Below are 19,228 nucleotides of genomic sequence, written 5' to 3'. Positions count from 1 at the left end.
GTTCACCTGGCCTTGATGTCGACGATCTGCCATACGTCGTTGCGGAGTCGGGCGGTGACGGAGAGCTGGGCGGCCGACGTGACCGCCTTCCTGTCGCCGCGGCGCGTCGACTGGTCGAGGAAGACGAGCAGGTGCGCGGTGTCGCCGTGCAGGTCGGCCGTGCCGACGCGGACGGCGTCGGTGGTGAGCGTGACCTTCTGGCTCGGCGCGTTCTTCTGCACCTGGGTGAAGAGCTGGGCGTACTGCGCGGCCGCCTTGCCGGAGAGGACCTGGGCGGCGGTGCGGCGGGTGGCCTCGATGCCGTCGGGCGAGTAGGAGAAGATCTTGGCGAGGGCGCTGCTCACCTCGCCGTTGACGCGGTTGGTGGCGTCGGCGTCCGTGAGGGCGTGGTTGCGGGTCGCCGGTTCGGTGCGGAGGTGGTGGGCGAGGGTGAAGAGGGTGGCGCCGGTCGCCACCAGGAGTACGGCGGCGACGGCCATCGCGATGAGCTGGAGCCGGGCTCCCGCCCGGACCCGCCCGCGCTTCGTCTCCGACTCCCCGTCCGGCGGTGGCTGATCGCGCAGTTCCCCGCGCCCCTGGGTGGGATCCGGATCGGGTTCGTCGTCAGGTGGCCCGGCGAGCTTCTTGCGCAGTTCCCCGCGCCCCTGGGTGGGATCGGGCTCCGGCTCGACTTCAGGTGGCCCGGCGGATTGCTCGCGGGCTTGGGTCTTTGTTCTGTGGGTCACTTCTGCTCTCCCGTCACCGGCACCGCGCCGAGCGACTTGACCTTCCAGGCGCCGTCCGCGGAGCGGCTCAGTACCGCCTCCAGGCGCTTGCGCTCCGCGCCGGCCGACCCGGAGGTCACCCGGACGGTCGCGATCAGCTTCGCCGTCCCGGCCCGGTCGTCCAGCGACGTCACCGCCGCGTCCGTGACGACCCCGCGCGAGGAGACCCCGGCCGCCGGCGACTCCCGGGCCAGCTCGGCCCGCAACGGTCCCGTCGTCACCGCCTTCCACTCGCGCACCCCGGCCTCGGCCCGCGCCGACGTCGACGCGTCCAGGGTCGTCAGCCGGGCCACGGCCGCCCGCCCGTCGGACAGCACGGCGTCCCGGGCCCGGCCGTACGCCAGGTCGTCGTCCCCCCGGGCCTGCGCGTACGACCAGGCACCGGTGCCGCACACCGCGAGCGCGACGGCGAGCCCCGCTCCCGCCAGCGCCCGCCTCACCGCGCGCTCCCCGCGGGGAGCCCGAGCAGCCCGGCCATCCCGGAGGCCGTCCCGGACGCGTCGGTCACCGAGGGCAGCGACAGCGCCCCGGGCCGTGCGGGCTTCGGCACGGCGCCGCCGCCCGGCGCGTGCGCGGAGCCGCGGACGTCCACGCCGCTCGACGCGGGAGCCGTGCAGCGGGCGCCGGTGTTCGTGGCGGGCGCCGGGCCGAGGTCCGTACCGAGCCGGTACGTGGTGCCCGAGTAGCCCGCGGTGCACGGCAGGGGCTTGAAGAACGTGACCGCCATACCGAAGTTGACCTTCTTCCCGTCGACGGCCGTGGCCCCCGCGGCGACGGCCGCCGGCAGCTTCACGAGCAGTTCCTCGGTGCCGCGCTGCCGGGTGACGGCGACCTCGGAGGTGGTGAGGAGGTTGGCGAGGACGACGCCGACCTCGGGGTTCAGGTCGCGCAGCAGCCCGCTGATCCGGGTGGCGGCGTCGGGCGCCGCCATGACCAGGCGGCGCAGGTCGGCGTCGGAGCCCTTGAGGGTGGACGCGAGGTCGCTGGCGCCGGACGCGAAGGACTTGATGGCGTCGCCCTCCTCGGCCTGGGTGCGCAGGACGACCTCGCCGTCGTTCATGAGCTTGGTGGTCTCCGGCAGCGCCCGGTCGGCGGCCTGGACGAACTGCGAGCCGTTGTCGATGAGGAGTTGCAGGTCCTCGCCGCGCCCCTCGAAGGCCTTGCCGAACTCGTCGACGACCGTGCGGAGGTCGTCGAGCGGGACGGACGTGGTGAGGTTGTCGACGCTCGACAGGACGTCGGTGACCGGCTTGGGCACGGAGGTCGCCGTCCGGTCGATGCGGGCGCCGTCGGCGAGGTAAGGGCCGCCGGAGCGCTCGGGCCGCAGGTCGATGTACTGCTCGCCGACCGCGGACAGGCTCGCCACGACCGCGCGGGCGTCGTCGGGGATGTGCGGCGCGGACTTCTTGATGCGCAGCTCGGCCTCGACGCCCTCGTCGGTGAGGTCGATCGGCCCGACGCGGCCCACCGAGACGCCCCGGTAGGTGACGTCGGAGTGGGTGAACAGGCCCCCGGTGCGCGGAAGTTGCACCTTGACCGTGTAGTAGTCGGCGGCCCCGACGTAGCGGCCGAGGTCGGCGTAGCGGATGCCGAGGTAGCCGAGGACGAGCACGGCGATGAGGAGGAAGGCCAGGTTCTTCAGCCGGATGGCGAGCGTGATCACCGGGAGGCACCCCCGCTCGGCGTGGCACCCGCGCCCGTACCGGCGCCCGTACCGGCGCCCGGGCCGGGGGCGGTGGTGGCGGGCAGCGGCAGCGGCGAGGCGTCGGAGGAGGCCCCCTCGCCGGACCGCTTGCCGGACCGCTCGCCGCTGGAACGCCGCTCGGTGCCGGGCGTCGCCGTGCCGGTGCTCTCCACCAGCGGCGGGATCAGCGTGGTCCCCTTCACGGCCGCCAGGTCCAGGTACGTGTTGAGGTAGTCGCCCTTGATGCCGTGCAGCACCTCGTCGGTGAAGGGGTAGGTGAGCAGCACCTGGAGCGAGTTCGGCAGGTCCTGCCCGGAGTCGGCGAGCGCCTTCAGGGTGGGGGCGAGCGAGCGCAGGTCGGCGACCATGTCGGCCTGGCTGCGGTTGATGGTGTCGGTGGCGACGTCCCCGAGCCGGTCGAGGGAGCGCAGCATGGTCATCAGTGAACCCCGTTGTTCCTCAAGGGTCTTGAGGCCGGGTGAGAGGTCGGACAGCACGGTGTCGACGTCCTCCTTGCGGTGCGCGAGGGTCGCCGAGAGCCGGTTGACCCCGTCGAGCGCGGCGGTGATGTCGCCGCGGTGGTCGTCGAGGTCGGTGACCAGGGTGTCGACGCGGCGCAGGGTGGAGCGGACATCGGACTCCCGGCCGCCGACGGCCTTGTTGAGTTCCTGGGTGATGGTCTTGAGCTGGTTGACGCCGCCGCCGTTGAGGAGCAGGGACAGCGCGCCGAAGACCTCTTCGACCTCGGTGTTGCGGCCGGTGCGGGCCACGGGGATGCGGTCGCCCGCGTGCAGCGTGCCGGTGCCGTTGTCGGGCTCGACGAGCTGGACGTACTTCTCGCCGAGGAGGCTGGACTGTTCGATGCGGGCGCCGGCGTCGGCGGGCAGCCGCACGTCGCCGTTGATCCGCAGGGTGACCCGGGCGGTCCAGCTGTCCTTCCCGGCGAGTTCGATGTGGGTGACCCGGCCGACGGCGACGTCGTTGACCTTCACCGCGGACTGCGGGACGAGGCTGAGCACGTCCTTCATGTCGGCGGTGATGGTGTACGGGTGGGCGCCGAGGTCGGCGCCGCCGGGCAGCGGCACGTCCTCCAGGCCGCCGAAGGACGGCGTGGGGACGCTGATGACGCCGAGGGTGAGCAGGAAGGCGACGGTGATGACGGTGGCGCAGCCGAGGCCGGCGCCCGTGCGGGCGGTGGATCGCCGGTTCACTGGTCGCCTCCCACGGAGGGCAGCGGCAGCAGCGGGCCGCCCTGGCTCAGCTCGTTGAGGTTGGCGCGGCCGTCGAGGGTGCGCGTCTTCGGGTTGTACGCGTTGAGGACGTTGCCCGCGGCGAGCGGGGCCGCGTCGAGCGCTTCGGCCAGGGAGGCGCGCTGGTCGACGAGGGCCTGGGTGAGCGGGACCAGTTTGTCGACGTTGTCCTTGAGCTGGGCGCGGTTGTCGTCGATGAACTTCTTGACCTGGCCGAGCGCGGCCCCGAGTTCCTTGAGGGCGCCGGCGAGGTCGTCGCGGTTCTCGGCGAAGTAGCCGGTGACGTCGTCGAGGGTCTCCTGCGCGGTGCGCACGCCCGAGTCCTCCTGTTTCAGCATGGTGGTGAACGTCTGGAGCTGGGAGAGCGTGGTGAACAGGTCGTCGCTGCTGCCGTTGAGCGTCTTGGCGGCCTTGCCGAACTGCTCGATGCTGTCGCCCAGGTCCTTGCCGTTGCCCTTGAGGTTCTCGGCGCCGGTGGTGAGCAGCCCGGACAGGGCGCCCTGCTGGTTGGCGCCGTCGGGGCCGAGTGCCTTGCTGAGGTCGGTGATGCTGTCGTAGAGCTGGTCGACCTCGACGGGGGTGCGGTTGCGGGAGGCGGGCAGCACCGCGCCGTCCTTGAGGGCCGCGCCCGACGAGTAGGCGGGGGTGAGCTGGACGTAGCGGTCGGCGACGACGCTCGGGGCGACGGCGACGGCCCGCGCCCCGACGGGCACCTTGACCCCGTCGTCGAGGTCGAGGGTGACCCGCACCCGGGTGCCCTCGGGGTGCACGCCGTCGACGCGTCCGACGCGTACGCCGAGGATGCGCAGGTCGGAGCCGTCGTAGATGCCGACGGCCCGGTCGAAGTAGGCGGTGACGCGCATCCCGTCGTCGTTCGCGGCGCTGACGCCGACGATGCCGGCGGCGATCAGCACGACGAGCGCGAGGGAGCCGATGAGCAGCCTTTTCCTGGTCCGTGTGGTTGCCATGAGCCCCGATCAGCCCCCGTTCCCGTAACTGCCGTTCTTCGGTGGTCTGCACGACTTCGCGGGGAGCGACTTCTCGGGCAGGTAGGTGCGCGGTACGACGCCGCACAGGTAGCTGTCGAACCAGCGGCCGTTGCCGAGGGTGTTGCCGACGAGCCGGTAGTAGGGGCCGAGCAGGGAGAGGGTCTTGTCGAGCTTCCCCTTGTTCTCGGCGAGGACCGCGGTGACCCGGCCGAGCGCGGTGAGCGTCGGGCCGAGCTGCTGGTCGTTGTCGTCGACGAGCCCGTCGAGTTCGCGGCCCAGCGCCTCGCTGCCGCTGAGCAGCGCCTTGATGGCGGTGCGGCGCTTCTTCAGTTCGGTGAGCAGGGAGCCGCCGTCGTTGATGAGCGTCTCGAAGCTGGACTGCTTCGTCTGGAGGGTCTTCGTCAGCTTCTTGCTGCCGGCGAGGAGTTCGGCGAGCTGGGTGTCGCGGGAGGAGACCGTCTTCGACAGCGCGGACAGGCCCTTGACGGCCGCCTTCACGTCGGGCGGCGAGTCCTTGAAGGTCTCCGAGATGGTGTCGAAGCTGGCGGCGAGCTGCCGGGTGTCGATGTCGTCGATGGTGCCGCTGAGGTCCTCGAACGCCTGGGTGACGTCGTACGGGGAGGTGGTGCGGGACAGCGGGATGCGGGCGCCGGGGTCTTGGCGGCCGGTGCCGACGGGGTCGAGGGAGACGTACTTGTCGCCGAGGAGGGTCTTGATGGCGATGGCGGCGGTGGTGCGGTCGCCGATCCAGGTGCCGTCGTCCTTGATCTTGAAGGTGACCTTGACCTTGGCGCCGTCGAGGCCGACGCCGGTGACCTCGCCGACCTTCACGCCGGCGATGCGCACCTCGTCGCCGTCGCCGAGTCCGGCGGCCTCGCTGAAGTCGGCGGTGTAGGAGGTGCCGCCGCCGATGTAGGGCAGGCTGCTCGCGTTGAACGCGGCGAGGGCGACGAGCCCGAGGGCGACCAGTCCGGCGACCGCGATGAGGACGGGGTTGCGTTCCTGGACGGGCTTCAGCCACGGCCGTTTCCGGCTCATCCCTGGCACCTCGCTTCGTTGACGGAGATACCGGTGGGCGGCTTCGACCCGTCGGACATGGTGATCCCGCTGACGTGCGCCTCGCAGAGGTAGAGGTTGAACCAGGAGCCGTAACTGGCCAGCCGGGACAGGGCGTTGAGCTTGTCGGGGGTCTTGTCGAGGAAGTTCTGGATCTGCGGGATCCCGTCGTTCAGCTGGTTCGACAGCCGGCCGAGCTGGTGGATGTCGTCCTTCAGCGGGGTGCGGGTGTCCTTGAGGAATCCGGCGGTGACGGTCGTCAGGTCGCCCAGTGCGGAGACGGCCTGGCCGAGGGGTTCGCGGTCCTCGTTGAAGCCGGAGACGAGCCGCTGGAGGGTGGTGACGAGGTCGTCGAACTGGTCCTCGCGGTGGTTGATCGTCGACAGCACCTCGGTGAGGTTGCCGATGACCTCGCCGATCACCTTGTCCTTCGCGGCGACGGTCTGGGTCAGCGAGCCGACGTGCGTGATGAGGCTGTCGACGGTGCCGCCCTCGCCCTGGAGGACCTTGACGATGGACCCGGCGAGGTCGTTGACGTCGCGCGGTGACAGGCCCTCGAACAGCGGCTTGAAGCCGTTGAAGAGGAGGGTGAGGTCGAGGGCGGGGGTGGTGCGGGCCAGCGGGATGGTGTCGCCGGGCGCGAGGTCGGCGCCCGCCGTGCCGGTGCCGCGCCCCAGGGACACGTACCGCTGGCCGACCATGTTGAGGTACTTCACGCCGGCCGTGGTGGTGGCGGGCAGCGTGCGGTCCTTCTCGACGGTGAACGTGACCTGGGCGGTGCGGTGGTCGACGACGCGGACGTCGGTGACCTCGCCGACCTTGACGCCGGATATCCGGACGCCGTCGCCGTCGATGAGGCCGGTGACGTCGGTGAACAGCGCCTTGTAGCTGCGGGTGTCGGTGTTGACGCCGCTGTTGGCGATGGACAGGCCGAGCACGGTGGTGGCGAGCGCGGTGACGAGTACGAAGATCAGCGACTTCGTGAGCGGTCCGGCGATCGAGCGCCGTCGCACATGGCTGAAGTCTCCTCCGGGGGCGGTCACTTGAGCTTCACCTCCGTTCCCCGGTAGACGGGGCCGACGAGCAGGCTCGACCAGTCGGGCAGGTCGTCGGGCGAGGTCTTGGCGGCGGGCGCGATCAGCTCGTTCACCAGGTCGTTCTCCTGCGGCGAGTTGGCGGTCCCGAGGTCCTGTCCGGTGACGGACTCCGACGCGGTGGCGGCGGCCGGGGTGCGTGCGGAGGCGCCGCCGAGGTAGGGCACGGAGTAGCAGTGCGGGGTGCCGCCGGAGCCGTAGGACGGGGTGTCGCGTCCGGCCTGGTAGGCGCCCCGGGAGGCGACCGTGGTGACGTCGACGTGCAGGCCCGGCTGGTCGGTGCCCTTGCCGAGCGCCTTGTCCATGCGCGGCACGAACTCGGCGAGGGTGCGCAGGGTGCACGGGAACGACGGCGCGTACTTCTCCAGGAGCCCGAGCGTGCCCCGCGAGGTGGCGGACAGCCGGATGATGTTGTCCTTGTTGGCCCGCAGGAAGGCGTCCAGGTCCTCGGCGGCGCGGGTGGTGTCCCCGTACGCGGCGGCGAGGGCGCTGTCCTTCTCGGCGATGGTGCCGCTGGTGGTGGTGAAGTCGGTGAGCGCGTCGAGGATGCCGGGGGCGGCGTCGGCGTAGACGTGGGAGACCTGGACGAGCTGCTTGAGGTCCGCGTTGAGCGTCGGCAGGTTCGGGTTGAACTTCTTCAGGTGCGCGTCGAGCTGGGTGAGCGTGTCGCCGATCTGGTCGCCGCGGCCCTCCAGGGCCTGGGACACGGCGGACAGGGTCGCGGACAGCTTCTGCGGCTGGACGGCGGTGAGCATGGGCAGGACGTCGTCGAGGACCTTCTGGAGCTCGATGGCGTTGGCGGACCGGTCCTGGGGGATGGTCGCCCCGGCCGGCAGCGTGCGGGCGCCCGCCGTGGTGGTGGAGCCGGCGTCGGGCACGAGCGCGACGTACCGCTCGCCGAACAGCGTGGTCGGCAGCATCTGGGCGTGCACGTCGTCCGGGATGCGGTCGAGGGCGCCGGGCTTGAGCGCGAGGACGAGCCGGGCCCCGTCGGCCGTCGGTTCGATCTCGCGTACTTCGCCCAGGACGACGCCGCGCATCTTCACCTCGGCGCCGAGGTGCATCTCGTTGCCGACGGAGCCGGTGTCGACGGTGACCTCGTCGGAGTCGGTGAAGTCCTTGTTGTACACGGCGACGGCCAGCCAGATCAGCAGGACGGGCACGAGGAGGAAGGCGAGGCCGGCGAGCCGGCGTCGGATGGTGTCCACGGTCGCTCACCCCGCCACTTTCACGGTCGTCGTGGCGCCCCACAGGGCCAGCGAGAGGAAGAAGTCGGTGACGGCGATGACGACGATGGCGTTGCGCACCGACCGCCCGACCGCGACGCCGACGCCCGCGGGGCCGCCGCTGGCGCGGAAGCCGTAGTAGCAGTGGGCGAGGATCACCATGACGCTGAAGATCAGCACCTTCAGCACCGACAGCAGCACGTCGGTGGGTGAGAGGAACAGGTCGAAGTAGTGGTCGTAGGTGCCCTGCGACTGCCCGTTGAAGACGACGGTCACGATGCGCGAGGCGAGGTAGGAGGAGAGCAGCCCGATCGCGTAGAGCGGGATGATGGCGACGACACCGGCGATGATGCGGGTGGTCACGAGGTAGGGCATCGAGCGCACGCCCATGCCCTCCAGCGCGTCCACCTCCTCGTTGATGCGCATGGCGCCGAGCTGGGCGGTGAAGCCGGCGCCGACGGTCGCCGACAGGGCGAGTCCGGCGACGAGCGGGGCGATCTCGCGGGTGTTGAAGTAGGCGGACACGAAGCCGGTGAAGGCGGCGGTGCCGATCTGGTCCAGGGCCGCGTAGCCCTGGAGCCCGACGACGGTGCCGGTGGCGGCCGTCATCGCGATCATCACGCCGATGGTGCCGCCGATGACGCCGAGGCCGCCGGAGCCGAAGACGACCTCGGCGAGCAGGCGCTGCACCTCCTTGATGTACCGGACGAGCGTCCTCGGTATCCAGACCAGCGCCCGGACGTAGAAGAGGAGCTGGTCACCGCCTCGGTCGAGCCAGACGAGCGGAGAGGCCATGCGGGACTCAACCTCCCTTCGGTGGAACGATCTGGAGGTAGATCCCGGTCATCACCATGTTCACGAAGAACAGCAGGATGAAGGTGATGACGACGGACTGGTTGACGGCGTCGCCGACGCCCTTGGGGCCGCCGCGCGGGTTGAGCCCGCGGTAGGCGGCGACGATGCCCGCGATGAATCCGAAGATGAGGGCCTTCAGCTCGCTGATGTAGAGGTCGGGGAGCTGGGCGAGCGCCGAGAAGGACTGGAGGTAGGCGCCGGGGGTGCCGTGCTGGAGGATGACGTTGAAGAAGTAGCCGCCGAGGGTGCCGACGACGGACACCATGCCGTTGAGCAGGATGCTGACGAGCATGGCGGCGAGCACGCGCGGCACGACGAGCCGCTGCACGGGCGAGACGCCCATGACGGCCATGGCGTCCAGCTCCTCGCGGATCTTGCGGGAGCCGAGGTCGGCGCAGATGGCGGAGCCGCCGGCGCCCGCGATGAGCAGGGCGACGATCAGCGGGCTCGCCTGCTGGATGACGGCGAGCACGCTCGCGCCGCCGGTGAACGACTGGGCGCCCAGCTGCTGGGTCAGCGAGCCGACCTGGAGGGCGATGACCGCGCCGAACGGGATGGACACGAGGGCGGCGGGCAGGATGGTGACGCTGGCGATGAACCAGAACTGCTCGACGAACTCCCGGAACTGGAAGGGCCGCCGGAAGGTGTCCCGCACGACGCGCAGCGCGAGCGCGAAGAGCTGCCCGGTCTGGCGGAGGGGGGCCAGAAGGGTCCCGTAGGGGCGCGGGGAACTGCGCGAGCGCTTACGGCGCTCCTGCACACGGGTGTCCTCCGGAGCGGGCAGACGTGTATCCGCACTCACGAGGCTCCACCCCTTTGGGGCAGCGTCATGGTGGGCGCGAGCACGTCCTGCCGACCGTAGGAGGAGCGGATGGCCTGCTGCGCGGAGCCCGGCAGCGTATCCAGCATCCCGAGCACCCGCTCCCGCCGCCGCGCCACGGCGGCCCGCTCCCCGAGCCCGGGGGTCGGCTGGAGCTGCGGCACCAGCGCCTTGGGCTGCGGTGCCGCCATCCCGCCGGAGGCCTCGGCGGCGAGCGTGGCCTCGTCCTTCTCCTCGCTCATCCCGATGGGCCCGTGCTTACTGGCCGTCAGAAACTGCGAGACGACCGGCTCCTGGCTGGTGAGCAGCACCTCGCGCGGCCCGAACGTGACGAGCCCGCGGCGGAACAGCATCCCCATGTTGTCCGGCACGGTCGCGGCGATGTCAAGGTTGTGGGTGACGATGAGCATGGTCGCGTCGGTGGTGGTGTTCAGGTCGATGAGCAGCTGGGAGATGAACGCCGTGCGCACCGGGTCGAGTCCGGAGTCGGGCTCGTCGCAGAGGATGATCTGCGGGTCGAGGACCAACGCCCGTGCCAGACCGGCGCGTTTGCGCATGCCGCCGCTGATCTCGCCGGGCAGCTTGCCCTCGGAGCCGAGCAGGCCGACCGCGTCGATCCGCTCCATGACGATGCGGCGGATCTCCGACTCCTTCTTCTTGGTGTGCTCGCGCAGCGGGAAGGCGATGTTGTCGAAGAGGTTCATCGACCCGAACAGGGCGCCGTCCTGGAACATCAGCCCGAACAGCTTGCGGGCCTCCATGATGTCCCGTTCGGGGCTGCGCGCCATGTCGACGCCGTTGACCAGGACGCGGCCGTGCTCCGGCTTGAGCAGGCCGATCAACGACTTCAGGAAGACGGTCTTGCCGGTGCCGGACGGCCCCAGCATGACGCTCACCTCGCCCGCGGGCAGGGTGAGACTCACGTCCTGCCAGATGTTCTGCCGGCCGAAGGACTTGGTGAGCCCCTCGACCTTCACTTCGATTCCCATCGCTTCTCACCTTCAGCGAGCGAACTCGGCAGCGCACGGTAATTCGCTTCATACGTGCCGGACAAGATCCCGGAGCGGCCGCCCCGAATCTTCCTGGAAACTTGTCATCCGGTGACAAGAGAGCCGTTCTCTCCTGTCGGAAGATGAGTAGAACCAGGGAGCCCGCAAGGGCTCCTTACAGTGCGTGGCGGGGCCCCGTCCCGCCGGGGGTACGACGAGAGACCGGGACCCCGCCACCGAGGCGACGACCGGAAAGGAGGATTCCGGTCGGCCCTCATACGACCCCTGTACGGCGGGGGACGCCGACCAGGAGCGAAGTACTTTTTGGAGACGTTACGGCCGAGTAACCTGCGCTAGCAAGAGCGGTCGAGCAATTTCGCGCCGGTCCGAGAAGGGCGCCCGGTTTTTTGTCACCGGGTTATAAACGGGGTCAGGCGGGTGGGGTGATGGTTTGTTTCGGGGTGAGGGCGTAAGCGGCCTTGATGGTGAGGACGTCGCCCGGTTTCACGAGCCCGAGGCAGGACGTCCCGGGTCCGGCGACCAGTTGGCTGGCGGCCACGCCGGTGGGCCCGATGAGCAGTTGGCCGGTGCCGTTGTCGTACTGACCGTAGGCGGTGCCGGTCCAGGTGACGTTGCAGCCGGTCGCGGACCACTTGAGCGTGACGCCACTGATGGACACGTCGATCCTGGAGGGGTTGGCAGCGTTGCGCTGCAAGAGGTTGACCTTCCAGGGGGTGGGTCCCGCGGTGTAGGTGAAGGGGATGCCCCCGACGGAACAGACGGAGAAGGAGGTCGGCGTGAACGTCCCGGCGGCCACTCCGTCGGCGTCCGTGGTCGCGAACGATCCGGACGCCGTCGACGAGGTGCAGACGAACGTCGCGGCGGGGAACGTGAACGCGGGGCTGGAGGCGTGCGCGGTGTAGCTCCCGCCCGGGCCGACCGTCCACACCCCGCTCCCCGCGGCGGAGGCCGACGTCCCCGACGCCCCCAGCGCGGCGACCAGCGCGACCCCGCTCATCGCCGCCCTGCGCAGCGGCAACCGCATTACTTGACCGCCGAGTGCCAGTACTGGGAGAACACCTTGCCCTGGTTCGGCGCGGACGCCGCCGGGTCGTTCAGGGTGCCCAGGTAGGTCGAGGTGTTGTTGAGCTTGACGCTGTTGACGCCCGAGGCGGCCGGGAGGCCGGACTTGAGGTTGACGGCCCAGTTGAACGCGCCGAGCCCGAGGGGGCCGCATCCGCTGGCGCCCGGTGCCGCGAAGGTGAGGTCCTGCTGGGTCGAGCCGGTCAGCGCGAGCCGGCCGAAGGGGCCCTCGGCGGCGGGTGTGCCGTTGGACGTGGCGTTGTCCGCGGAGATGCTCGGCGCGGCGGCGTTGCCCGGGCGCAGGACGATCGGCGCGGACTTGGTGCCGATGTAGCAGTTGCCGCCGATCAGCGGGTTGCTGAGGTGGATGCGGACCGGGATGGAGATGATCGGCTGACCCTCGGACACGCCGGCGAGCAGCTGGAAGTTCGAGGGGGTGCCCACGGACTCGACCGTCGCGACGATCCGGTTGAGCGTGCTGTTGGTGATCTGTCCGCAGACGGCGCTGACGACGGGCACGGAGCTGGGGCACATCAGCCCGAGCAGGCCGCCGGGGAGGTCGGCGGGGTCGGCGATGAGCGCACCGTCCGACGGTGCGATCACCGAGTTGGTGCCGTCGGAGTGGGTGACGATGCCGACCTGGAGGTCGGTCTTCCCGGTCGGGACGACCGAACTGCCGATCTTGATGACACCGCTGGGCGAGCTGGAGGAAACACAGGTCGCCTGGTTGTCGATGCCGTCGGCGCCCAGCATGGCCGCGTTGTCGACCGGGCAGCGGTTGAACGGCGCCCAATTGCCGTTCAGTTGGCTGCCGGCGGCCGAGGCCGGGGCCACCGCCGCCAGCGTCGCGAGCGTGGTCGCGGCGGCTACTGCGGCCAGGCGGGCGGTTCGGGCGGCGGACATACGTCTGACTACGGACATGAGGTGTTTCCCTTCGGATGCGAGGGGGGTGCGGAGGCGGGACTCGGGGCCGCGAGCGGACAGAGGCCGGAACCGGGACGTTACTCACGAGGAAACCAGGACGGCAATGGAGTTGCTGACAGGATTTTTACTACCCAGCGGTTTATCAGCGAGTGAGTATTCACGGTTCCCGGATGCGCACTTGCTGAGTGTTTTACGGGCCCGCCGGCGAAATACTCACCTGCCGACAAACCTCCAGAGATCAACTGAGCGCCCGCGGACAAGAAAAGGAGATGAATAAATCTGCCGGTGGGAATCTGGGCATTCCCCATTGCGGGGCGAGGTTACTTGCTCGTAACGTCCATCGGCAGGCGACGGACAAGCCATCCCCGCAGTTTTGGCCAAAACGTCCGCGTGGAGTGTGCACCGCTGTTCACCCCCGACCGGCCCACGCCGGACGGGATTCCGTACCGCTCGCACTCAACCCTCTGGAAGGATCAACCGTGCGCAGATTCACCCGAAACACGGCGATCGCGGCAGCGTCCCTGGGCGCGGCCCTCGGGCTCTCCGTCTCCTCGGCCTCGGCCACCTCGCTGGCCACGTTCACCGTGACCGGTGGCGGCGCCTACACGGCCACGGCCACCAACCCGACCCTGTCCGTGCCGGCCGCCACGCTCCAGTGTGCGACGTCCACGGCCAACGGCAACGTTCCGAACGGCACGGGCCTCTCCGGAACCCCCATCGGCACCATCACCGGCATCAGCTTCGGCGGCTGCACCGTGGCGGGCATCCCCTTCACCGTGGCCCCCAGCTCGCTGCCGTGGAACATCAACGTGTCCAGCATGACCGGCACCAACCAGGCCAACGGCACCATCACCGGTATCGTCGCCACCATCACCGGTGTGGGCTGCAACGCGAAGTTCGCGGGCAGCGTCACCGGCAACTACACGAACAACACCCACACCCTGCACGTCACCGGTGGCGGCACCCTCGCCGCCCAGGCGGGTGCCAGCTGCCTCGGCCTGATCAAGGCCGGCGACAAGGCGAACTTCCTCGGCAACTACGTCCTGAACACCTCCCCGGTCATCAAGTCCCCGTGATGATCTGATCCCTTCTCGACCCAGCCCGCCGCCGGTCCCGCACCGGCGGCGGGCCGGCCGCGTCCGGGGCACGGCGCGGCCGGCCGATCAGTGCCCGCCACCCATGGAGGTCAACGGATGACAGCGCCAAGCAGGCGGAGCGGACGGCCGGGCGGTGCGCGGGCGGTGCGCCTGGCGCGCGTGGTGCCGATCGCCTCGGTCGCGCTCGCCGCCGGTCTGCTGTCGGGTCCCGGCTCGCACGCGGACGAGGGCTCGGCCTCGGTGGAGATCGCATACGACTGTGCGGTTCCTCCTCCGGCGGCGGAGAAGCAGACGGACGGAGCGGCGCAGACGCAGGGGGACGGCGGCACATCGGCCACCGCCGGTACGCCCGGCCCGCCCACCACGGTACGGGCGACGGTGACGATCTCCACCGAGCTGCCGCGGTCCGCCCGGCCCGGCACCCCGATCGATCCGGGGGCGGTGACGGTGGAGGCAGCCCTTCCCTACGCCGGACTCGCTCCGCTGCTGCCCGGCGATGTCAGCGGCATCACCAGTGAGGCGACGCTGGGCGTCCAGGTGCAGCAGGGCAAGTCCTCGGCGGACGCCTCGTGGGCCTCGCTGGCGGCGAGCGCCTCGACCCCGCCGGCCGACGGCACCCTGCGTCTGGGCCACACCGGCGGCGCACCCACGATCACCGTGAGCGAAGCGGGGGATGTCGAGGTCTTCGCGGGCGAACTCGGCCTGAAGATCAGCCCGCTGGCGAGCGGCTCGGAGAACGGGACGGCCGCCCCTTCCTTCGCCGTCACCTGCACACCCGCGAGCAAGGAAGCGGCCGGGCGACGGATCGCCGGCGTCAGTGTGCCCGAGACGGAGAAGCCGGGAGCGTCCTCCCCCGGCGCCTCCGACGACCCGTCGGACACCGCCCGGGACGGGATAGCCGTCGAGCCGGAGGACGGTTCCGACAGCCCGGCCGGCGCTTCCACCTGCGCGGCGGAGATGCCGTCGGGGGAAATGGACACCAGCCAGATACCGGAGCCGCTGCCCGGGTCGGTGCTCGCCCCGCCGTACATCAACGACGGAACCCGGGCCTGCGCCTACGCGGTCGGCATGACCACCATCCGGAAGCCGAACGGCTCCGTGATCATCAATGATCCGGCCAAGGACCCCGGCCTGATGAACATCAAGGCCAGCGCGGTGTCCCAGTTCGCCACCGAAGGACCGTTCTACTTCCGCATCGACTCCCTGGGCGAACTCACCCTGCCGGACGCCGACTCGACCATCCTCAACTTCGGCTTCGTCCCCGTCACCGCCAAGGTGGCGTTCGACAACGGCCAGATCACCATCTCCACCGGCACCAAGGGCTCGTTTCCCGACCAGCAGAACTTCGCCGTCGCGACGTTCTTCCAGTCGCTGCGCGTCCACGACGTGAAGGTCAACGGCACACCCCTGGACGTCGGTTCCCAGTGCCGCACGTCGAAGAAGTACCGGGTCACGCTGCGCGGCGACTTCACCTCGCCCACCGACGCCTACACCAACGTGCTGACCGGCGGCATCCTCAAGGGCAAGGTCGACATCCCGTCGTTCTCCGGCTGCGAGGCGAACGGCGAGAACCTCGACCGCCTGCTCACGGCCTCGCTCAGCGGCCCCGGCAACAGCATCGTCATGAACCAGGCCATGACCTGCCTGCCCGACCTGCCGGAGCCCAACCAGTGCCCCCCGATCATCCCGCCGCTGCCCGGAGCCAAGCCCGAGTGACCACCCCACCGCCCCATCACCTTTCAGCCACATCCCCCACCCGGCGATCAATCTCTGCGCAACAGATGTACAACGCACAGTAGTTGTTCTAATTTTCATGGACCCAGTTGGTATGCACCTGGCGGGTGGGACAGCAGCGCACCCGTGCGTCGTCGTCCCGCCCGGCCCCCACCCGGCGCTCGGACAAGCGAGGAAAGCGGCCATGCCCCTGCCCGCGCACGCGAAGGATGTCGACGACCCCCTGGGGCCGCTGCCCAAGGAGTTCGCCCGCATCATGCGGCCCGAACTCCCCGGTCTCATCAAGGAGATCGGGGTCGAGGTGACCCGCGCGTTCCCGGAGTACGCGGAGCTGCTGAGCGGGCCGAGCGGGACGGCGATCCGGCAGGGCGTCGAGCAGAGTCTGTACGCCTTCGTGGACCGGGTCGCCGATCCGAACGCGTCGACCGCGACCCGGGACGAACTCCTCAAGAAGTTCGGCCGGGTCGAGGCGTACGAGGGCCGGGATCTGGCCACCCTCCAGGGTGCCTACCGGCTCGGCGCCCGGGTCGCCCTGCGCCGGGCCAAGGACCTGGGCCGCCGCTTCGACCTCTCCCCCACTCTCCTCCTCACCTTCGCGGAGGCCGTCTTCGCCTACATCGGCGAACTCGAATCGCTCTCCCACGAGGGATACATGGAGGTGCAGGCGCGAGCGGGCGTGGCCGGCGAGGTGGTGCGCAGACGGTTACTGCATCTGCTGCTCGCCGGAACGCCGTTGGGGCACACCACCATCCACAACCTGTGCGAGCAGACCGGCTGGCAGTTGCCGACCGAAGTGACCATGATCGCGCTGCGCACCCCGGCCGAACACATCCAGCCAGGTCTGGCCGTCGACGTCCTCGCCGATCTCGGCGCCCCGCAGCCCCATCTCCTCATCCCCGGACCGCTCACACCGGAGCGCCGCGCGATGCTGGAGGCGGCGGCTCCGGAGAGCTCGTACGCGATCGGGCTGACCATCCCGACCGAGCAGGCCGCCGACTCGCTGCGCTGGGCGCGGCAGGTGCTTCAGCTCGTCGATGATGACATCGTTGCCGATGAGCAGGTCATCGACTGTGCCGACCACCTGGTGACCTTGTGGCTGCTCGCCGATCAGGCGCTGGTCACCGAGATCGCCACCCGCGAACTGGCCCCGCTCGACAAGTCCTCCGGCACCCGCCGCGCCCGGCTCGTCGAGACCCTGCACGCCTGGCTGACCACCCGGGGCACGGCGGAGCAGGTCGGCGACGCGCTCGGCGTCCACGCCCAGACCGTCCGCTACCGGCTCCGCAAACTCGACGCCCACTTCGGCGACCGCCTCGAAACCCCGACACACCGCTTCGCCCTGGAGGCCGCGCTGCGCGCCCTGCACCTGCGCGACAAGAACTACGACGCGGAGTAGCCCGCCACGAACGTACCGAACGCCTCCGGCGAGAACGCCAGGTGCGGGCCGGCCGGGTCCTTGGAGTCGCGTACGGCCACGGAGGCGCAGGGCGTTCCGGCGACCTCGACGCAGTCGCCGCCCTGGTCGCCGCTGTGGCTGGACTTGGCCCAGGCGAGCGCCCCGAGCGACGCGCACTCCACGCACTGGCCACCCTGGTCGCTGCTGTAGCTCGACCTACGCCACTGGATGCTCGCCATAACGCTCCTCCATCACGCGCCTGATCAGCTTCGCTGAGTCCGTAATGGACAGCGCGGCCGCCTGCAAGTGATCGTAACGGAGCGAACAGTCCTTGACCGTGTCCGGGTTGGCGGTCGCCTGCCCCTGCCCATACCCCTCGGTGTAGACGATGGACGGATCAGACGGGAACCGGTAGACGCTGTACGGGCCGGTCATCCCGGCGTGCGGTCCCACCGCGAACGGCAGTACCTGGATGTTGACTCGTGGATCGTCCTCGTAGCCCAACAAGTGGCCCAGTTGGCCGTGCATTATCTGGCTCATGCCCGCCCCCATGTCCTGGTAGAGCGCAGCCTCACCCAGGATGAGCCAAAGCTGCGGCGGCTCGTCCCCAGCCTGCAAAATGCGCTGCCGGGCCAGCCGCACCTCAGTCCGGTCGTCCAACTTCTCCTTGACGAGAGCGCCGAGCACAGCCCGTGCGTACGCGCGGGTCTGTAGAAGGCCGTGCACCATGCCCGACTCGAAGGAGCAGATCTCCGTAGCCTTCGCCTCAAGGACGGCAACCTGCTGGAACCACGAGGGCAGTTGCGACCTGAGCACCAGCCCCACCAGCCGCGACAACAACCCGTCAGTCCCCAGGGCAGCATCACACCGTTCGCTGAACTCCGGGGTGGGCAGCTTCCGGGCAGTCTCGATCTGTCCCACCAGTGAGCCGGTGTAATTGACGATCTGCCCGAGCTGCTTCTGGGTCAGCCCGGCGGTCTCCCGGTGCCGGCGCAGCTCGAAGCCGTAGTAGTCGAGCGGTGAGGCGCTCGGATCGAGGACGTTGATATGGACCATGCGCAGCCCCTTCAACTCGGTCCATGGTCGGGCCCGTTGTATCCAGTCGATCGCTCAGCGTAGTCACGCCTCGCCGCGCTCGTCCCGTGAACCACCAATCCGCGCAGCCCCACGTCTACACGCTGCACCTCACCGTTTGCCCCCACGCGAGACTGTGCGGTTCGAGTGCCCGCTCGCAGTCGCCGCCGCATCCTCGGGAGCTCTGGCCAGAGCCAACCCGTCCGAGTGAACGCTCCGCATACGCCACCGGCACATGCCCGACCCCGCCTACCGTCCCGGCCATGGTCAGTTCTTCACATGAGGTGATGCACCGCATCTTCCAGGAGGACCCCGGGATGTTCCCGCGGGCCCTCCGGAAGCTCGGCATCACCTTCCCCGACCCGGTCGCCGTGTCCTTCCTGCCGACGGACCTGACCGAGATACGGCCACTGGAGCGCCGGGTGGACACCCTCCTGCGCTTCGACTCCGCCGACGGCTCCGGATACCTCCTCGCCGTGGAGTCGCAGAGCGCGCAGAGCAAGGCGAAGCCGAGCGCGTGGGCGTATTACGCGGCGCACCTGTACGCGAAGTACGGGCTGCCGCCCGTCCTGCTCGTGACGTGTCAGGACCGGGCGACCGAACGCTGGGCGGCACGGCCGATCGACATCGGGCCGCCGCAGTGGGCGACGCTCACCGTCCGGCCGCTGGTCCTGGGCCCGGGCAGTGTCCCGATGATCACCGATCCGGAGGCGGCGGCGGCCGACCTTCCGCTCGCCGTGCTGTCGGCCGTCACGCACGGCAAGGACCCGCACATCGATGCCATACTCAAAGTGCTGGGTGCCGCGCTGAAGACCGCCGACCGGGACACGGCGATGGTCTTCTCCGAACTCACCGAACTTGGCCTGGGAGCCCTCCCGGCCGCAGATCTCTGGAGGAACCTGGTGTCCGTCGACCTCTCCTTCTTCCGCTCACAGACCGCACAGAACCTCCGGGCCGAGGGCCGAACCGAGGGCCTGGCCGAAGGCCGGGCCGAGGGGGAGGCCAAGGCCATACTGCGCATCCTCAACCGCCGGGGCATCACCGTCCCGGACGACGCCCGCGCCACGATCACCTCCTGCACCGACCCCGACACCCTCGACCGCTGGCTCGACCGCGCCATCACCGCCACCACCATCGACGACGTCCTAGCCGAACCGGCCGAGCCCGGGACCCCGCAGCACCCCTCAGCCTGA

General features: G+C 70.1%; 19 protein-coding genes. 4 read left to right on the top strand and 15 right to left on the bottom strand.

Features of this window, described 5'->3' with window-relative positions:
- Nucleotides 1-2: 2 nt before the first annotated feature.
- The 13 genes from ACIP5K_RS07145 to ACIP5K_RS07085 all read right to left on the bottom strand — a co-directional run bounded on the left by ACIP5K_RS07145 (nt 3) and on the right by ACIP5K_RS07085 (nt 12,713).
- Nucleotides 3-725 (bottom strand): hypothetical protein, encoded by a 723-nt coding sequence (locus ACIP5K_RS07145; RefSeq protein ID WP_401406000.1) that lies wholly within the window; start codon nt 723-725, stop codon nt 3-5.
- Nucleotides 722-1,204 (bottom strand): hypothetical protein, encoded by a 483-nt coding sequence (locus ACIP5K_RS07140; protein WP_401405997.1) that lies wholly within the window; start codon nt 1,202-1,204, stop codon nt 722-724. Before ACIP5K_RS07140 ends, ACIP5K_RS07145 begins: the two co-directional genes overlap by 4 nt.
- On the bottom strand, nt 1,201-2,427 hold the full coding sequence (locus tag ACIP5K_RS07135) for an MCE family protein (RefSeq protein WP_401405994.1): 1,227 nt from the start codon (nt 2,425-2,427) through the stop codon (nt 1,201-1,203). The genes ACIP5K_RS07140 and ACIP5K_RS07135 overlap by 4 nt, the downstream gene beginning before the upstream one ends.
- Nucleotides 2,424-3,659: an MCE family protein gene (locus tag ACIP5K_RS07130; protein ID WP_401405991.1), complete on the bottom strand. Its 1,236-nt coding sequence runs from the start codon at nt 3,657-3,659 to the stop codon at nt 2,424-2,426. Before ACIP5K_RS07130 ends, ACIP5K_RS07135 begins: the two co-directional genes overlap by 4 nt.
- Complete coding sequence (locus tag ACIP5K_RS07125; protein WP_401405988.1) at nt 3,656-4,666, bottom strand: MCE family protein; 1,011 nt, start codon at nt 4,664-4,666, stop codon at nt 3,656-3,658. The genes ACIP5K_RS07130 and ACIP5K_RS07125 overlap by 4 nt, the downstream gene beginning before the upstream one ends.
- A 9-nt stretch (nt 4,667-4,675) precedes the next feature.
- Complete coding sequence (locus ACIP5K_RS07120) at nt 4,676-5,725, bottom strand: MCE family protein (RefSeq protein WP_401405985.1); 1,050 nt, start codon at nt 5,723-5,725, stop codon at nt 4,676-4,678.
- Nucleotides 5,722-6,786 carry an MCE family protein gene (locus ACIP5K_RS07115; RefSeq protein WP_401405982.1) on the bottom strand — a complete coding sequence of 355 codons (1,065 nt, stop codon included), beginning with the start codon at nt 6,784-6,786 and terminating at the stop codon, nt 5,722-5,724. Before ACIP5K_RS07115 ends, ACIP5K_RS07120 begins: the two co-directional genes overlap by 4 nt.
- Complete coding sequence (locus ACIP5K_RS07110; protein WP_401405979.1) at nt 6,783-8,045, bottom strand: MCE family protein; 1,263 nt, start codon at nt 8,043-8,045, stop codon at nt 6,783-6,785. Before ACIP5K_RS07110 ends, ACIP5K_RS07115 begins: the two co-directional genes overlap by 4 nt.
- A gap of 6 nt (nt 8,046-8,051) precedes the next feature.
- Complete coding sequence (locus ACIP5K_RS07105) at nt 8,052-8,858, bottom strand: MlaE family ABC transporter permease (RefSeq protein ID WP_401405976.1); 807 nt, start codon at nt 8,856-8,858, stop codon at nt 8,052-8,054.
- A gap of 7 nt (nt 8,859-8,865) precedes the next feature.
- The gene (locus tag ACIP5K_RS07100) at nt 8,866-9,624 is read right to left on the bottom strand and encodes an MlaE family ABC transporter permease (protein ID WP_401407530.1); all 759 of its coding nucleotides are present in this window, start codon (nt 9,622-9,624) and stop codon (nt 8,866-8,868) included.
- Between the two features lie 92 nt (nt 9,625-9,716).
- The gene (locus ACIP5K_RS07095) at nt 9,717-10,727 is read right to left on the bottom strand and encodes an ABC transporter ATP-binding protein (RefSeq protein ID WP_401405973.1); all 1,011 of its coding nucleotides are present in this window, start codon (nt 10,725-10,727) and stop codon (nt 9,717-9,719) included.
- A 430-nt stretch (nt 10,728-11,157) separates the two neighbouring features.
- Nucleotides 11,158-11,772, bottom strand: coding sequence for a hypothetical protein (locus tag ACIP5K_RS07090; RefSeq protein ID WP_401405971.1), 615 nt, complete (start codon nt 11,770-11,772; stop codon nt 11,158-11,160).
- On the bottom strand, nt 11,772-12,713 hold the full coding sequence (locus tag ACIP5K_RS07085; protein ID WP_401405968.1) for a hypothetical protein: 942 nt from the start codon (nt 12,711-12,713) through the stop codon (nt 11,772-11,774). Before ACIP5K_RS07085 ends, ACIP5K_RS07090 begins: the two co-directional genes overlap by 1 nt.
- A 500-nt stretch (nt 12,714-13,213) precedes the next feature.
- Between ACIP5K_RS07085 and ACIP5K_RS07080 the strand changes: the two genes are divergently transcribed.
- The 3 genes from ACIP5K_RS07080 (at nt 13,214) to ACIP5K_RS07070 (ending at nt 16,961) form a co-directional block, all read left to right on the top strand.
- On the top strand, nt 13,214-13,810 hold the full coding sequence (locus tag ACIP5K_RS07080; RefSeq protein ID WP_401405965.1) for a hypothetical protein: 597 nt from the start codon (nt 13,214-13,216) through the stop codon (nt 13,808-13,810).
- A gap of 117 nt (nt 13,811-13,927) precedes the next feature.
- On the top strand, nt 13,928-15,547 hold the full coding sequence (locus ACIP5K_RS07075) for a DUF6801 domain-containing protein (protein WP_401405962.1): 1,620 nt from the start codon (nt 13,928-13,930) through the stop codon (nt 15,545-15,547).
- Between the two features lie 202 nt (nt 15,548-15,749).
- Nucleotides 15,750-16,961 carry a helix-turn-helix domain-containing protein gene (locus tag ACIP5K_RS07070; protein WP_401405959.1) on the top strand — a complete coding sequence of 404 codons (1,212 nt, stop codon included), beginning with the start codon at nt 15,750-15,752 and terminating at the stop codon, nt 16,959-16,961.
- On the opposite strand, the gene ACIP5K_RS07065 is transcribed toward ACIP5K_RS07070, so the two are convergent.
- Together ACIP5K_RS07065 and ACIP5K_RS07060 are read right to left on the bottom strand one after the other, a co-directional pair.
- Nucleotides 16,946-17,200, bottom strand: a complete 255-nt coding sequence (locus tag ACIP5K_RS07065) for a DUF397 domain-containing protein (RefSeq protein WP_401405956.1) — start codon at nt 17,198-17,200, stop codon at nt 16,946-16,948. The two genes, ACIP5K_RS07070 and ACIP5K_RS07065, sit on opposite strands and share 16 nt — an antisense overlap.
- On the bottom strand, nt 17,178-18,017 hold the full coding sequence (locus tag ACIP5K_RS07060; RefSeq protein WP_401405953.1) for a helix-turn-helix domain-containing protein: 840 nt from the start codon (nt 18,015-18,017) through the stop codon (nt 17,178-17,180). Before ACIP5K_RS07060 ends, ACIP5K_RS07065 begins: the two co-directional genes overlap by 23 nt.
- 281 nt (nt 18,018-18,298) lie before the next feature.
- Here ACIP5K_RS07060 and ACIP5K_RS07055 point away from each other — a divergent pair, with 281 nt between their 5' ends.
- Nucleotides 18,299-19,228, top strand: coding sequence for a hypothetical protein (locus ACIP5K_RS07055; protein WP_401405950.1), 930 nt, complete (start codon nt 18,299-18,301; stop codon nt 19,226-19,228).

Source organism: Streptomyces sp. NPDC088785 (assembly GCF_044750685.1).
In the GTDB taxonomy this organism is placed as follows: domain Bacteria; phylum Actinomycetota; class Actinomycetes; order Streptomycetales; family Streptomycetaceae; genus Streptomyces.
This window is presented reverse-complemented; position numbering and strand designations above follow the sequence as displayed.

Bases quoted from the DNA above. Each gene is read 5' to 3' on its own strand.
- ACIP5K_RS07125 (WP_401405988.1), bottom strand. From the start codon at position 4,666: ATGGCAACCACACGGACCAGGAAAAGGCTGCTCATCGGCTCCCTCGCG.
- ACIP5K_RS07120 (WP_401405985.1), bottom strand. From the start codon at position 5,725: ATGAGCCGGAAACGGCCGTGGCTGAAGCCCGTCCAGGAACGCAACCCC.
- ACIP5K_RS07105 (WP_401405976.1), bottom strand. From the start codon at position 8,858: ATGGCCTCTCCGCTCGTCTGGCTCGACCGAGGCGGTGACCAGCTCCTC.
- ACIP5K_RS07095 (WP_401405973.1), bottom strand. From the start codon at position 10,727: ATGGGAATCGAAGTGAAGGTCGAGGGGCTCACCAAGTCCTTCGGCCGG.
- ACIP5K_RS07090 (WP_401405971.1), bottom strand. From the start codon at position 11,772: ATGCGGTTGCCGCTGCGCAGGGCGGCGATGAGCGGGGTCGCGCTGGTC.
- ACIP5K_RS07085 (WP_401405968.1), bottom strand. From the start codon at position 12,713: ATGTCCGCCGCCCGAACCGCCCGCCTGGCCGCAGTAGCCGCCGCGACC.
- ACIP5K_RS07075 (WP_401405962.1), top strand. From the start codon at position 13,928: ATGACAGCGCCAAGCAGGCGGAGCGGACGGCCGGGCGGTGCGCGGGCG.
- ACIP5K_RS07070 (WP_401405959.1), top strand. From the start codon at position 15,750: ATGCCCCTGCCCGCGCACGCGAAGGATGTCGACGACCCCCTGGGGCCG.
- ACIP5K_RS07065 (WP_401405956.1), bottom strand. From the start codon at position 17,200: ATGGCGAGCATCCAGTGGCGTAGGTCGAGCTACAGCAGCGACCAGGGT.
- ACIP5K_RS07060 (WP_401405953.1), bottom strand. From the start codon at position 18,017: ATGGTCCATATCAACGTCCTCGATCCGAGCGCCTCACCGCTCGACTAC.
- ACIP5K_RS07055 (WP_401405950.1), top strand. From the start codon at position 18,299: ATGGTCAGTTCTTCACATGAGGTGATGCACCGCATCTTCCAGGAGGAC.